11 protein-coding genes, 1 tRNA gene and 2 pseudogenes are annotated in these 13,569 nt (G+C 68.1%); 9 read left to right on the top strand and 5 right to left on the bottom strand.

Features of this window, described 5'->3' with window-relative positions; genetic code table 11:
- Positions 1-357 (top strand): annotated as a pseudogene (locus WA967_RS08180) (aldehyde dehydrogenase (NADP(+))); the annotation flags it as partial.
- 140 nt (positions 358-497) lie between these two features.
- Positions 498-881, top strand: a complete 384-nt coding sequence (locus WA967_RS08175) for a hypothetical protein (protein ID WP_424421039.1) — start codon at positions 498-500, stop codon at positions 879-881.
- Between the two features lie 181 nt (positions 882-1,062).
- Here the strand turns inward: WA967_RS08175 and WA967_RS08170 are convergent, their stop codons facing one another.
- Genes WA967_RS08170 through WA967_RS08160 form a run of 3 tightly spaced genes read right to left on the bottom strand, consistent with a single transcriptional unit; the run spans position 1,063 to position 4,197 of the window.
- Positions 1,063-2,247, bottom strand: coding sequence for an amidohydrolase family protein (locus tag WA967_RS08170; protein WP_424421036.1), 1,185 nt, complete (start codon positions 2,245-2,247; stop codon positions 1,063-1,065).
- 18 nt (positions 2,248-2,265) lie between these two features.
- Positions 2,266-3,249 carry a proline racemase family protein gene (locus WA967_RS08165; RefSeq protein WP_424421034.1) on the bottom strand — a complete coding sequence of 328 codons (984 nt, stop codon included), beginning with the start codon at positions 3,247-3,249 and terminating at the stop codon, positions 2,266-2,268.
- An 18-nt stretch (positions 3,250-3,267) separates the two neighbouring features.
- Positions 3,268-4,197, bottom strand: coding sequence for an ornithine cyclodeaminase family protein (locus tag WA967_RS08160; RefSeq protein WP_424421032.1), 930 nt, complete (start codon positions 4,195-4,197; stop codon positions 3,268-3,270).
- Between the two features lie 114 nt (positions 4,198-4,311).
- On the opposite strand from WA967_RS08160, the gene WA967_RS08155 reads away from it, so the two are divergent.
- From WA967_RS08155 to WA967_RS08130, 6 genes are all read left to right on the top strand, one after another.
- Positions 4,312-6,087 carry an ABC transporter substrate-binding protein gene (locus WA967_RS08155; RefSeq protein WP_424421029.1) on the top strand — a complete coding sequence of 592 codons (1,776 nt, stop codon included), beginning with the start codon at positions 4,312-4,314 and terminating at the stop codon, positions 6,085-6,087.
- A gap of 66 nt (positions 6,088-6,153) precedes the next feature.
- Positions 6,154-7,980, top strand: a complete 1,827-nt coding sequence (locus WA967_RS08150) for an ABC transporter ATP-binding protein (RefSeq protein WP_424421026.1) — start codon at positions 6,154-6,156, stop codon at positions 7,978-7,980.
- On the top strand, positions 7,977-8,924 hold the full coding sequence (locus WA967_RS08145) for an ABC transporter permease (protein ID WP_424421024.1): 948 nt from the start codon (positions 7,977-7,979) through the stop codon (positions 8,922-8,924). The genes WA967_RS08150 and WA967_RS08145 overlap by 4 nt, the downstream gene beginning before the upstream one ends.
- On the top strand, positions 8,921-9,886 hold the full coding sequence (locus WA967_RS08140) for an ABC transporter permease (RefSeq protein ID WP_424421021.1): 966 nt from the start codon (positions 8,921-8,923) through the stop codon (positions 9,884-9,886). The genes WA967_RS08145 and WA967_RS08140 overlap by 4 nt, the downstream gene beginning before the upstream one ends.
- 51 nt (positions 9,887-9,937) lie before the next feature.
- Positions 9,938-11,413 carry an aminopeptidase P family protein gene (locus WA967_RS08135; protein ID WP_424421019.1) on the top strand — a complete coding sequence of 492 codons (1,476 nt, stop codon included), beginning with the start codon at positions 9,938-9,940 and terminating at the stop codon, positions 11,411-11,413.
- Between the two features lie 10 nt (positions 11,414-11,423).
- Positions 11,424-11,514, top strand: a tRNA-Ser gene (locus WA967_RS08130).
- Between the two features lie 201 nt (positions 11,515-11,715).
- Here WA967_RS08130 and WA967_RS08125 read toward each other — a convergent pair.
- A pseudogene (locus WA967_RS08125) lies at positions 11,716-12,084 on the bottom strand (helix-turn-helix domain-containing protein); the annotation flags it as partial.
- Between the two features lie 10 nt (positions 12,085-12,094).
- Positions 12,095-12,985, bottom strand: a complete 891-nt coding sequence (locus tag WA967_RS08120; RefSeq protein ID WP_424421016.1) for a hypothetical protein — start codon at positions 12,983-12,985, stop codon at positions 12,095-12,097.
- Here WA967_RS08120 and WA967_RS08115 point away from each other — a divergent pair.
- Positions 12,975-13,511, top strand: coding sequence for a hypothetical protein (locus tag WA967_RS08115; protein WP_424421014.1), 537 nt, complete (start codon positions 12,975-12,977; stop codon positions 13,509-13,511). The genes WA967_RS08120 and WA967_RS08115 overlap by 11 nt on opposite strands.
- Positions 13,512-13,569 lie beyond the last annotated feature (58 nt).

Genomic DNA, 13,569 nt, shown 5'->3' with positions numbered 1-13,569 from the left:
TTCCCCGGCAACCTGACCTCGACCGTGCACGCCCGCTCGTCCGAACTTGAAGACGGCTCGCTGAGCGGCCTCGTCGAGAAGCTGGCCGAGACGAGTGGCCGTGTGCTGTTCGGCGGCTGGCCGACGGGCGTCTCGGTGACGCCGGCCATGCAGCACGGCGGTCCGTACCCCGCCACAACCAGCGACGGCACCAGCGTGGGCACGGCCGCCATCACGCGCTTCCTGCGCGGCGTGGCCTACCAGGGCGCCCCGCAGTCCCTGCTGCCTGCGCCCCTGCAGGACGCCAACCCCTGGGGCGTGCCGCAGCAGATCAGCCGCCCCGGCAACTCGACCTCCTGGGGCTCGTCGGCGCGCTGACGCTTCGTCGGCCCTGTTGCCCGTCCCCGCCCCTGTTGCCCGTCCCCGCCCCTGTTCAGCTGTGCAGCCGAACAGGGGCGGGGCGTACGTACAGCAGCGAGCGGGACTACTCTGGCCACAATGCGGATGCCGGGGGAATCATGAAGACGTTGAAGATCGTGCTGTATGTCGTCGGAGGGACGACGATCGCCGCGGCCTTGGCACTGATAGCGATGGATCATCTTCTTCTCGGGTCGCTGGTCAGTTTCGCCGGGTTGGTTCCCGCAGGTCTCCTGGTCTTCGCCATCTCCCGTCGCACAGGGCCGCTGACAGCGGAGCAGCGACTGGCAAATCTGCAGAGGTACGCGCGCCTGCTCCTGATCATCGGGATCGTCGGCTCGGTCTGCGGTGCGGTGCTCGCCCTGGTCGCACCGGGGTCGTTGTCGATGGTGCTCCTCGGGGGAGGACCCGGGATGCTGCTCGGCTACGTCGCGGTTCGCTTCATCATCCGTGAGGAGAAGGGTTCGGCGGCGGCTCGATCGTGAGCGCCGCCGCGGCGGTTCAGCCAGCCCGGCAACTCGCGCTCCTGGGGCTCGTCGGCGCGCTGATCCCACACCCCTCACCTCGTCGAGAGCACGGTATCTCGCCGAGTGCACGGCTTCTTCACGCGAACAGCCCGTGCGCTCGGCGAGGCCCCGTGCTCTCGACGCTAGAGGGGAGGGTGGGCTACGCGACCACGATCCCCGCGCGCACCACGGCGACGCGGGCATTCTGCTCCCACAGGGCGCTGGGGTTCGCCAGGGGATCGGATGACAGCAGCACGGCGTCGCCGTAGGCGCCCTTGCCGAGATGTCCCAGCGCCTCGTCGCCGATGAGCTCGGCGTTCACCGATGTCATCGAGCGCAGTGTGTCCGCAGCGCTGGATGCGGCCACCTGCAGGCGCACCCCGGCGAGCTGGTCGTCCTCGAGGTCGCCCATCAGGTCGGTGCCGAAGCCCACGCGCACGCCCGCCGCGTGCGCCAGGCGCACGGCATCCTGCCCCTTCTCCAACACGACGGCGTTCTTCGCGAGCGATGTCTCGTTGAGCCCGATCGAGGCGCCTCGCCGGTCCATCGCGTCGTACGCGGCGAGGGTCGGCACGAGAAAGGCGCCCGCGGCCGCCATCATCGAAGCGGTCTCCTCGTCGATGAGATTGCCGTGCTCGATCGAGCGGATGCCGGCGTTCACCGCGTGCTGCACGGCCTCGGACGAGTACGCGTGCGCGCACACGTACGAGCCGCGGCGGGTGGCCTCCTCGACCACGGCGCGCAGCTCCTCGGCGGAGTACTGCGGATTGCGGATCGGGTCGACCAGCGAGAACACCCCGCCGGAGGCCATCACCTTGATGGCGTGCGCACCGGTGCGCAGCCGGTTGCGCACGGCCAGGCGCAGGTTGTCGACGCCGTCGACGACCTCGCACATGTGCCCATGCGAGAAGCACACGTCCACGTGCGCGGACCGGGGATCGCCGTGCCCGCCGGTCTGACTGAGCGCGGGACCGGTGAAGTGGTACCGGGGAGACAGGAACAGATCGGCGTCGATCGCCTGGGCCAGCCCGATGTCACCACCGGCCACGTCGCGCACGGTCGTGAAGCCGCGCTGAAGTGCCCGGGTCAGACGCCTCGTGCCGTTGATGGCGGCGTAGCTGAGCGGTCCTCGTTCGTTCTCGAATCCGTCCATGCTGGTGGCATAGGCGTGGAAGTGCGCATCGATGAGTCCGGGGACGAGCCAACGGCCAGAGGCATCCAGTACCTCGGCATCCGCTCCCGCGTCTGAAACGACCCGGCCGTCCACGATGTGCACGTCGCGGGCAGTGAAAACCGCGCCGTCCCAGACCTGGGCGCCGGTGATGCTGATCGATCCCGTCCCCATGATGTCCTCCTGAGAAAGTCAGCGCAGGCTGAAGCCGGATGCGAGGGGGTCGCCCTCATCGAGTTCGAACGTGCACGCGCCGACCCGGTGCGCGATGCCGCTGACCTCGGGGATCACGCCGCGCGAGGTGCGCTCGGCGATGCGCGCGAGGAACCGGGTGCTGATGATCGAGTCGTGCGTGAGCACCTCGCCGTCGGCCAACTCGCCCGTCTCCGCCAGCAGCGCGACGCGCGCGGCGGTGCCCGAGCCGCACGGGCTGCGGTCGACCTCGCCGTCGGCGAAGACAGTGACGTTGCGCTGGTGCGGACCGTCGGCCGTGCGGCCCAGATCGTCGAACAGGATCGTGCCGTAGACGCCGGAGAGCCGGGCATCCTCCAGCTGAGCCGACGGATGCTCATTGAGCGCCCACTTGATCTCGCGACCGATCGCGATCAGATCGGTGGTGTCCTCCGGAACGATGGACAGACCGACAGCGGATGCCGGAAGCGTGGCGTACACGGCGCCGCCGAACACCAGATCGACGATCACGTCGCCGCGCGAGGTGTGCAGCGGGATGCCGCGCTCGAGCACGCGGGACTCGACGTTGCGGAAGACGATGTCCTCGATGCGCCCCGCGCTCTGGCGCACGCGCGCCTGCACGCGTCCGCTGGGCACGTCGATGGTGACGACGGTCTCGCCGTCGGGGTCGGAGGGCACCAGTCCGGTGCGCACTGCCCAGGCGCCCAGCGCGATCGTGCCGTGCCCGCAGGCGGTGGAGAAGCCGTCCTTGTGCCAGAACAGCACGCCGAAGTCGGCGCCGGCGTCGTCGGGCGGCGTGATGAACCCGCCGTACATGTCGTCGTGCCCGCGCGGCTCGAGGCAGAGGAAGCGGCGGATGCCGTCGGCTTCGCCGCTGATCGCCTCCCCCCGGCGCTCGGCGACGGTCGCGCCGTGCGTGGGCACGTCCCGCACGATGCGGAACGGCTCGCCGGCGGTGTGCCAGTCCTCGGTGGTCCAGAGCATGCGGGGGTTCCTTCCGAGTCAGACGGCGAGGCGGGCGGTGGCGAGGTCCTGCCAGCCCATGCCGCAGGTCTTCACGATACGAGGGCGATCTGTCGCGGGAGAGACTGCGCTGGTGAACAGCTCGTGCATGGTCGTCACGTCGCCCTCACGGAGGGTGCCGGCGGCGATGGCGCGGATCACGTCACCCGCCTCGGATGCCGCGACCCGACGGCTCTCCACGACCACCTGCGAGCGGCCGACGAGTGCAGGGTCGAGCTCGGCCTTGGCCGGCTCATGCGAGCCGATCGCGACGATGGTCGCGTCATCTCTGACGAGTCCGGACGCGAAGAGGGGATCGGATGCCGTGGTCGCGCACACGATGAGGTCCGCGTCGTAGACGGCATCCGGACTTCCGACGGTGATCAGCGCATCCGGGGCGTACTGCCTGGCATCGTGCGCGGCCCGCTCGGCCCGCGCACGGTCGCGCCCGACCAGGCGCACCGTGCGCAGCGGGCGGATCGCCTGCATCGCCTCGACGTGCCGGATGGCCTGCGGTCCTGTGCCGAACACGACCAGGTCGCCGGCATCCTGGCCGGCCAGCAGATCGACGCAGGCGGCGGAGACCGCCGGTGTGCGCAGACTGGTCAGTGCGGTGCCGTCGAGGATGGCGGAGGGGGCGAGGGTGGTGCCGTCGAGCAGGATGTACAGCGCCTGGATGCGCTCGAGCCCCCGTGCGGGATTGCCTGGCGCGACGGTGGCGAACTTCTGGCCGACTGAGCCGTCGACGGCCGCGGGCATGAGCAGGAGCTGCCCGTTCGGCACGTCGAGGATGCCGCGGGGCAGGTCCTCTTCGGGGTCGAATCCTGTACGGAGGATGCGCTGCAGCTCGGCGATCGCGGCGGCCATGGTGACTCGCTCCGCGATGGTCTGCGCGTTGATGAGCGTGAGATCGGCGATGACGTCGGGCATGTTTCCATCTTAGAACGTGATGTGTAATATGTCACGTATCGCTCGGCGATGAGGCCGCAGCGGACGCAGCCCCGGAACGTGGCGGCGGTCCTACCCGAGAATCGAAGGCGACTCATGGCGCGAAACAGAATCCTCATCGCTGCTGCTGCTGCTGCCGCAGCCGCGGTGCTGCTCATCACGGCCGGCTGCTCATCGGCAGTCAAGACGGGCAGCTCCGGTGCCGATGGGACTCCGGTCAAGGGCGGCACGCTCAAAGTGCTGGCCAACGGCGATGTCGACCACCTCGACCCTCAGCTGGTGGCGTACGTGCCGGTCTACAGCTTCATGAGGGCGATGTCGAGGTCACTGCTGAGCTACGCGGCCAGTGACGACGGCGACAAGCGCATTCAGCTGCAACCGGACCTGGCGACCGAGGTGCCCAAGCCGAGCGCCGACGGATTGACCTACACCATCACCCTGCGCGACGGCACCACCTGGGGAGCGCCCGATGGGTCGCGTGCGATCGTGTCGAAGGACGTTGCCCGTGGCTTCAAACGGCTCTGCAATCCGCTCATCTCCGGCGCGCTGTCCGGGTACTTCATCGACCTGATCGACGGCATGTCCTCGTTCTGCTCGGACTTCTCGAAGATCGCCCCCGAGGTGGGGCCCATGAAGGACTTCATCGACAGCCACGACATCTCCGGCATCAAGACCCCGGATGACAAGACCGTCGAGTTCACGCTCACGAAGCCTGCCAGCGACTTCCCGTCCATGCTCTCGCTGGACGCCGCGGACCCCGCACCCGTCGAGGCGCTGAACTACCTGCCCGACTCTCCGGAGTACCGCAAGGCATTCGTCTCGTCCGGCCCGTACAAGGTCAAGGACTACACGCCCGATGCGAAGATCGTGCTCGAGCGGAACAAGGCGTGGAATGCCAAGAGCGACCCGCTGCGCAAGGCGTATGTCGACGGCATCGAGATGACGATGGGCGTCGAAGGCGATGCGGCCATGCAGCAGCTGCAGGCCGGATCCGCGGACGTGCTGTTCGATCTGACACCCAGCCCGGCGAACATCACCCAGCTGAAGGCGATGAACGACAAGAAGCTCTCCACCATGACCAACGGCGGCATCGACCAGTTCATGTGGATCAACACCAAGTCGCCCAACAACGGCAAGGCTCTCGACAACCTCAAAGTGCGTCAGGCACTGCAGTACGCCGTCGACAAGACCGCGGTGGTGCAGACCATGGGTGGCAAGGACCTGGCAGGCGTGACCAACGGGATCTTCGGCCCCGGCATCCTCGGCTACGACAAGTACGACCCGTACCCGGCGAACGACGGGAAGGGCGACCCGGCGAAGGCCAAGCAGCTGCTGGCCGAGGCAGGCTTCCCCAACGGGATCACGCTGAAGATGCCCTACCGCAACGTCGGCACCCAGCCCGACATCGCGCAGACGGTGCAGGCGAGCCTGAAGAAGGCGGGAATCGAGCTGGAGCTCACGCCCGTGCCCCCGACCGACTACTACGCGAACTTCATGACCAACCGTGAGAACGCCACATCCGGCAAGTGGGATGTCGCACTGGTCGGCTGGTCCCCGGACTGGCAGGGCGGTGCGGCGCGCAGCGTGTTCCAGCCGCAGTTCGTGTTCACCGGCACGCCGCAGGCGTACAACTATGTCGACTACAACAGCGACAAGGCGAACACGCTGGCAGCGGAGGCGCTCGCCGCGAGCACGGCGGATGAGTCCGGCAAGCTCTGGCATCAGGTCGACGAGGCAGTGATGGAGGACTCCCCGATCGTCAGCATCGCGTACCGGCTGAAGCCGAACTACCACTCCGCGCGAGTCGCAGGATTCCTGCCCTACGCCCAGAGCCAGAACGGCGACTGGACCAACCTCTGGCTGACCAAGTAGTTCGCTGACAGGATCCGGCGGCGGGGCATGCGCCTCGCCGCCGGGTCTCCTCTCGAAGGAGAAACCGTGTCACTACTCGACGTGAAGAACCTCGTCGTCGACATCCCCACCGAGGACGGCACAGTCCACGCCGTGCGCGATGTCTCGTTCACCGTGCAGGAGGGCGAGTTCTTCGGCGTGGTCGGCGAGTCCGGGTCGGGGAAATCCGTCCTCGTGCAGTCGATCATGGGACTGATCCCCCGTGCGAAGACCTCCGGCACGGTGATGTTCCGCGATCGTGACCTGCTCACGCTCGGCCCGTCCGCGATGCGGTCCGTTCGGGGCAGGGAGATCAGCATGATCTTCCAGGATCCGCTGTCGAGCCTGCACCCGCAGTACACGATCGGGTGGCAGATCGTCGAGCAGATCCGTGCGCACGAGAAGGTCAGTGCGCATGCGGCGAGATCGCGGGCGATCGAGCTGCTGGACCGAGTCCGGATCCCCGATGCGGCAGCGCGATTCGACGCCTATCCGCATCAGTTCTCCGGGGGCATGCGGCAGCGGGTGATGATCGCCATGGGGCTCGTCCTGCGCCCGGCGCTGGTCATCGCCGATGAACCCACGACGGCGCTGGATTCCACGGTTCAGGCGCAGATCCTCGATCTGCTCGGGGAGATGCAGCGTGAGACCGGCTCGACGGTGCTGATGATCAGCCACGATCTGGGAGTGCTCTCCCGCGTCGCCGACCGGGTGATGGTCATGTACGGCGGACGTCGACTCGAACTGGGGAGCAGCGACTCCGTGCTGGGGTCGCCCGCTCACCCCTATACGGCGGGACTGCTGCGGTCATCGTCGTTCAACCGGGAGCCCGGTGTGCCGCTGACCCCGATCCCCGGCCGTCCGCCGAGCCTGCTCGCGCCGCCGACGGGGTGCGTGTTCGCCGATCGGTGCCCTGACGTCATGGACATCTGCCATCAGCAGCCGCCCCGCCGCCGCTACGACGACGGGACCGAGGTCGACTGCTGGCTGGAGACGCCGCCATCGGAGCCGGAGGTTCCGGCAGCGCTCGGCATCACGGCCGACGCCCAGCCGTCGTCGACCATCGCGGCGGCATCCGACGTCACCCTGAAGTTCACGCAGCGACGGGGTCAGGTCCGCACGGTTCTCGATCACATCTCCATCGAGGTGCATCGGGGCGAGACCCTCGGTCTCGTCGGGGAGAGCGGATGCGGGAAGACGACACTGGCACGCACTCTCGCCGGGCTGATCCCGCCCACATCGGGCTCTGTCACTTTCGGGGGCGCAGAGCTCTCCGGGCTCGACCGCGCGGAATGGCGCGCGCTGCGCCAGAAGGTTCAGGTCGTGTTCCAGGATCCCTTCGGCTCCTTGAATCCACGGCGCCGGGTCGGTTCGATCATCGGCGACCCGTTCCGGATCCATCGCCTGGCATCCGGGGAGCAGCGCCGAGCTCGCGTGCAGGAGCTGATGGAGGTCGTCGGACTCAATCCGGAGCACTACAACCGGTTCCCGTCGCAGTTCTCCGGAGGGCAGCGCCAGCGCATCGGCATCGCGAGGGCGCTCGCGCTGAACCCGGAGCTGGTCATCCTCGACGAACCCGTCTCCGCCCTGGACGTCTCCATTCAGGCGCAGGTGCTCAACCTCCTGGAGAAGCTTCAGCGCGAACTGGGACTCACCTACGTGTTCATCTCACACGACCTGGCCGTCGTGAGACACATCTGCGACCGGATCGCGGTGATGGACGGCGGCCGGATCGTCGAACTCGGCGATGCCGAGACGCTGTCCGGCAACCCGACTCATCCGTTCACCCGCACGCTGCTCGCGGCGGGTGCGCCGGAGGTGCGCCCGCGGGCGGCGCAGAGAGCTCTCGTCGGCATCGAAGGAGGCGCGGCATGAAGATCATGACTCCACGGACGGCGCTGATCGCCGCCCGCAACTCCGCGGATGTGCAGCTGAAGGGGTCGTGGCGACTCACCTTCGAGAGGCTGAGGCGGGATCCGGCGAGCATCGCATCCCTCGTGGTGATCCTGCTCATCGTGGCGTTCGCCATCTGCGCACCGCTCATCGCTGCCATCACTGGACATGGCCCGACCGAGCAGTTCCGAGAGACCGGACTCAGCCCGGAGGGCATGCCCGTCGCACCGGGAGGCGAGTTCCTCCTGGGCACCGACCAGCTCGGAAGGGACGTGCTCGTCCGGCTCGCGTACGGCGCGCAGGTGTCTCTGCTCGTGGGCGTGGTGGCCTCGCTCATCGCCTCGCTGATCGGAGTCACGGTCGGCGTGGTCTCCGGGTTCATCGGCGGCGTCACCGACACGATCCTCAGCCGCATCACCGATCTGGTGATGAGTGTGCCGTTCCTGCTGTGCGCGATCGCCCTGGTGTCGGTCCTCGGCCCGAGCCTGGGGCTGTCGATCGCCGTGATCGTCTTCTTCAGCTGGACAGGGCTCGCGCGTGTCATCCGCGGTCAGGTGGTCGCACTGCGGCACCGTGAGTTCGTCGAGGCGGCCAGGTCGCTCGGATCATCGCGATGGTCGATCATGTTCCGCGACATCGTGCCCAACCTCGTCGTCCCGATCGTCGTCTACACGACACTGATGATCCCCTCCGCGATCGTGTTCGAGGCGACGCTGTCCTTCCTCGGTCTCGGAATCGTTCCGCCCACGGCGAGCTGGGGCAACATGCTGGCGGATGCCGCCAATGGCTCCATCTACCTCGTCGCGTGGTGGATGGTGATGGTTCCGGGCCTTGCACTGCTCGCGCTCACGCTGTCGTTCAATCTGCTGGGGGATGGACTGCGCGATGCGCTCGACCCGTCGAGTCGATCGGGGGCCGCGCGATGACGCGCTTCATCCTGTCCCGCATCGGGTTCGGGCTCCTGGTGCTGTTCCTGCTCAGCGTGTTCGTGTTCTTCCTCTTCTACGTCACACCGTCGGACCCCGCGCGCATCATCGCCGGTGACAAGGCGACGGAGGAGCTGATGGCGCAGATCCGGGTCAAGCTCGGCCTCGACCAGCCCATCTACATGCAGTACCTGCAGTTCATGGGGAATCTGTTCCACGGCGATCTCGGGTATTCGTACCGGTCGAACATGCCGGTCACCGAGCTGCTGGCATCCCGCATCCCGGTGACCATGTCGCTCGTGCTCGGCGCGGTCGTGCTGTGGCTGGCCATCGGCATCCCGATCGGCATCACGTCGGCGCGCCACCCCGGCACGCTCCGGGATCGCGCGGGCCAGACCTTCGCAATCGTCGGGATCAGCTTCCCCACCTTCGTGCTGGGAATGGTGGCGCTGTACTTCCTGTACTTCCTGCCATCGAGAGCGGGCATCATGCTGTTCCCGCCCAGCGGGTACGTCCCCTTCCTCGAGGATCCGCTCGGCTGGGCATGGCATCTCATGCTGCCGTGGCTGACTCTCGCCCTGGTGGTCGCTGCGGTGTACGCGCGATTGACTCGCGGGCAGATGCTCGAGGTCTACGGTCACGACTACATCCGCACGGCACGGGCGAAGGGCCTCACCGAGCGGCGGGTGACGTATGTGCACGCATTCCGCAGCGCAATGCCCCCTCTGGTCACTCAGCTCGGCATCGACATCGGATTGATGCTCGGCGGAGTGATCGTCATCGAGCAGGTGTTCGGCCTGCTCGGCGTCGGCAGTCTCGCCGTATCGGCCGTGGCGATGCAGGATCGTCCCGTCGTGATCGCGATCGTCCTGCTGGGCGGACTGTTCGTCGTCGTCTCCAACCTCATCGTCGACATCCTGTACGCGACGATGGACTCGCGGGTCCGCACGGCACGGCAGTGACATTCACCTGGTGGCCGGCATGCCCGGCCGCCGGCTCAGGAAAGGAATCAGATGGCACTTGATCATGTGCACGCTCCGGCCGCGGCATCCATGCCCGCTCCGGCGGAACGCGACTCGCGGATGCCGAAGCTCACGCTCTCGCCCGGATTCGTCCGCTCGATGCAGACGGGATGGGGTGATGCGGACCGCACGCCCGTGCTGCCCGTCGGCGCCGCTGGTGCAGCCGCTCGGCACAGGCAGAGGCTGTCGGATGCCCTGCCTGGCAGGCGTGTGGCGGTGGCATCAGGGCGCGCGCCGATGCGCGTGAACGACTGCGCGTACGAGTTCCGCGCCGACAGCGACTTCCTCTGGTTGGTGGGTGCGCCCATCGAGGACGCCGTGCTGGTGCTGGATCCGGTAGCAGGCGGGCACGACGCGACCCTGTACCTGCCGGCGCCGTTCCGGCCCGGAGACGACGGCTTCTTCGCATCCGCTCTGCGAGGCGAGCTGTGGGTCGGTCCGATGCCCGGTCTCGGCGAGTATGCGGAGGCGCTCGCGGTGCGGACCCGGCCCATCGAGGAGCTCGTGCTGGACGACGCGGCACTGGTCGGCGGGACGCCGACAGCGACGGGACCCGCCGCGCCGGCGCTGGAGCGCGGGGAGCGCTCCAGCGAGTTGAGCCGTGTGCTCTCCGAACTGCGCATGTTCAAGGACGAGTGGGAGATCGCGGAACTGAGGTCCGCCATCGACGGCACCGTCGACGGATTCGCGGTGACGGTGCGCGAGATTCCCGCCGCCGTGCGCTCCGGCGGTGAGCGTTGGCTGCAGGGCACGTTCGACAGGCATGCTCGCACGGTCGGCAGCGGGCCGGGGTATGCGACCATCGTCGGCTCCGGTGCGCACGCGCCCACCCTGCACTGGGTGCGCGCAGACGGCGAGGTCGACCCCGAGGCGCTGCTGCTGCTGGACATGGGCGTCGAGCGCCGATCCGGCTACACGGCGGACGTGACGCGCACATTCCCGGCATCCGGCGTCTTCTCGCCCGTGCAGCGAGAGGTGCACGACCTGGTCGAGCGGTCGCACCGCGCGGGGCTGGCAGCGGTCGGCCCTGGCAGGCCCTGGAGCGACTTCCACGTCGCATGCATGGAAGTGCTCGCGCACGGCCTGGATGACTGGGGTCTGCTCGGCGTATCGGTCGATGAGGCGCTGTCTCCCGACGGGCAGCAGCATCGCCGGTTCATCGTGTGCGGTGTGGGGCATCACCTCGGTCTGGACGTGCACGACTGCTCCACATCGTCGTACGCGGCGTATCAGGGCGCGACGATGGCCGCCGGGATGGTGCTGACTGTGGAGCCGGGCCTGTACTTCCACGCCTTCGATGAGACGGTCCCTCCTGAGCTGCGCGGCATCGGGGTGCGGCTGGAGGACGACCTGCTGGTCACCTCGGCGGGCGCCGAAGTGCTCTCGGATGCGCTGCCCATCGACGCCGTCGGCATCGAGGCGTGGATGCGCGATTCCGATTCGCGCGCACCCGGCTCCGTATCGTAAGCTTGTCCGCGGTGACGTGTCCGAGCGGCCGAAGGTGCAACTCTCGAAAAGTTGTGTAGGGTAACCCCCTACCGTGGGTTCAAATCCCACCGTCACCGCCACAGAAGCCCCCGAGAAATCGGGGGTTTCTTCGTGTTTAGGGTAAGGCGTGGTGTATCCGTGGTGCATCTTTTCGAGTAGAGCCAGAATCTGCCGTCGTGTCGAGGTTGCGGCATGAACGACGCGCTCGCTCGAACGGGTCGGTGACGGGTCAGTCTGCCCTGTCGATCCTGATCGGCGAAGTCCTCGCCGATCCCGAGCTCGCGCATCAGGACGTGTGCCGTCGGATGTTGCAGGCCGGCCCGCAGGACCTGATGCACGCGGTGCACCGTGGAGGCCGGCATGCCCAGGATCGGGCCGATCCGTGCGGGGCCAAGTTTCCGCTCGCGTCGTAGCGCGCAGATCTGCTCCTCCACGTCGGAGGGTGTGCGATGAGGAGCGGTTCGCGGCTGGCTCGTGCGGTCGTACAGGCCCGCATCGCCCTCGGCCCGCCAGCGCCGAACCCACTTGTGGGCCGTGGCCCGGGAGATGCCCATCTCGTCAGCGACGTGGGCGACGGGACGGCCGGCTCGGACCCGGTCGACCAGGAGTCGGCGGCCGTGAACGGTCAGCTGGGCGTTGGGGTGAGACACGGGCACGTCTTCAGTCGATGACCGTTCCGCCCTGGGCGCGATGGGTCTCGTGAGGGAGGAGAAACTTTCCGCCCGCTTGCTCGGCGACGCCTGCACCGAACAGCGCGCCCGGTGTGTAGGCGCCCGGCTGGCCCTCGCCGCGGGAGAGCTTGGCGGCCACCGTGGCTGCCACGGAGGCGGTGTATGCCATACCGTCGCCGGCGCGCAGCCAGCCTTCGCGGCTGGTACCGTCAGACCAAGTGACGACCGCATGCCCCCAGGAGTGCTGGCGCGGGGCCGTGGTCTCTTTCATCTTGGCCTTGGCCATCTGGCCGAGGGCGAAGCGTCGCAGCCGCTCGATAGACAGCAGCTTTCCGGCCAGCGGGGCCACGATCCGCACGGCGAGCGAGGTGGGGGCCATCCCGGTGGTCGCAGTGACGGACGGCGCATTGCTGGCCCGGTGGGCGGCGAGGAGCTCGGCGCTGGGAGCAGCCGCAGACTTCGCCTGCTGGCCATCAGGCAGACTGAGGTTCTGGAGATCGGAGCCGAGGCGTGCGGGGACCACGCGACCGTCGGTGTAGCGGCGTCCGCCAGTGGTGAACATGTCGATCATCGCGGTGGCGAAGGCGGCGCCGACGACTCCGGCGCTGAGGGACACGGAGGCCACGGCGTCGACGCGCACAGCGGCGGGGGTCGGGCGGCCCTGGCACAGCTTGATCACGACGGCCTCGGTGGCCAGCACGCCGAACCCGGAGCCGGTCACCAGTGTGCTGCCAGCCTGTTCGGCTTCCTGACGCAGGTCGAGCAGGCGGGGGACGGCTGTCAGGTCTGCGGCCAGGTCGAGGTAGTGGCCACCGGGCATGCACGCCCGGGCGATGATCGAGGCCGTCTCGGCGTAGTTGCCGATGCCGTTGAAGACCACAGCAGGTCGCTGCCGGGTGATCCCGGCCGCAATGTCGTCGATGCCGTCGACGATGACGACACGGCTGCCGAGGTCCGCAGCGGTCTTGCGCAGCCGGTCACCGTCGCCTTCGCGTCCGACCAGCCCGTCCGCAATCGGTGACGCCGTCCTCGAAGCCCGGCCGGCGGCCTCCCCGCTTGCGGTCACCCTTGAGGCCCTCGCCCAGGTCGGCACCACCCTGGTCGAACACATCGACCGCACCGCCGAACGCCGCGCCGTAATCGCCTCGAGCCCGGAGCTCCAGGAGCGGGAACGCACCAAGCTCGCCGCGGTCACCAGCGCGATCCAAGACGCACTCCTGCAGCGAGGCGTTGACGACGACAGCGCGAAACTGGTGGCGCAGATCGCCACCATCGCATCCCAGAACGCCTTCAACCGCTGGACTGACGGAGGTGGACGGGAGGACTTCGCAGCCTGCCTCCACACAGTCGCCGCGTCGCTCCGGGACACGCTCACCGCAGACAACGACAGCAGTCGCTCCGAATGAGAGCTGGGACTGCTGCACGAATAAGTGGGAATCTGATCTGGTCTGCCTGAGTGGTGGG

The organism is Microbacterium sp., assembly GCF_049650565.1.
Classification (GTDB): Bacteria; Actinomycetota; Actinomycetes; order Actinomycetales; family Microbacteriaceae; genus Microbacterium.
The sequence above is the reverse complement of the archived record's forward strand: the minus strand, read 5'-3'. Positions and strand labels throughout refer to the sequence as shown.

Coding starts and splice junctions, on each gene's coding strand:
- WA967_RS08135 (WP_424421019.1), top strand. CDS start 9,938: ATGGCACTTGATCATGTGCACGCTCCGGCCGCGGCATCCATGCCCGCT.
- WA967_RS08170 (WP_424421036.1), bottom strand. CDS start 2,247: ATGGGGACGGGATCGATCAGCATCACCGGCGCCCAGGTCTGGGACGGC.
- WA967_RS08160 (WP_424421032.1), bottom strand. CDS start 4,197: ATGCCCGACGTCATCGCCGATCTCACGCTCATCAACGCGCAGACCATC.
- WA967_RS08155 (WP_424421029.1), top strand. CDS start 4,312: ATGGCGCGAAACAGAATCCTCATCGCTGCTGCTGCTGCTGCCGCAGCC.
- WA967_RS08165 (WP_424421034.1), bottom strand. CDS start 3,249: ATGCTCTGGACCACCGAGGACTGGCACACCGCCGGCGAGCCGTTCCGC.
- WA967_RS08140 (WP_424421021.1), top strand. CDS start 8,921: ATGACGCGCTTCATCCTGTCCCGCATCGGGTTCGGGCTCCTGGTGCTG.
- WA967_RS08175 (WP_424421039.1), top strand. CDS start 498: ATGAAGACGTTGAAGATCGTGCTGTATGTCGTCGGAGGGACGACGATC.
- WA967_RS08145 (WP_424421024.1), top strand. CDS start 7,977: ATGAAGATCATGACTCCACGGACGGCGCTGATCGCCGCCCGCAACTCC.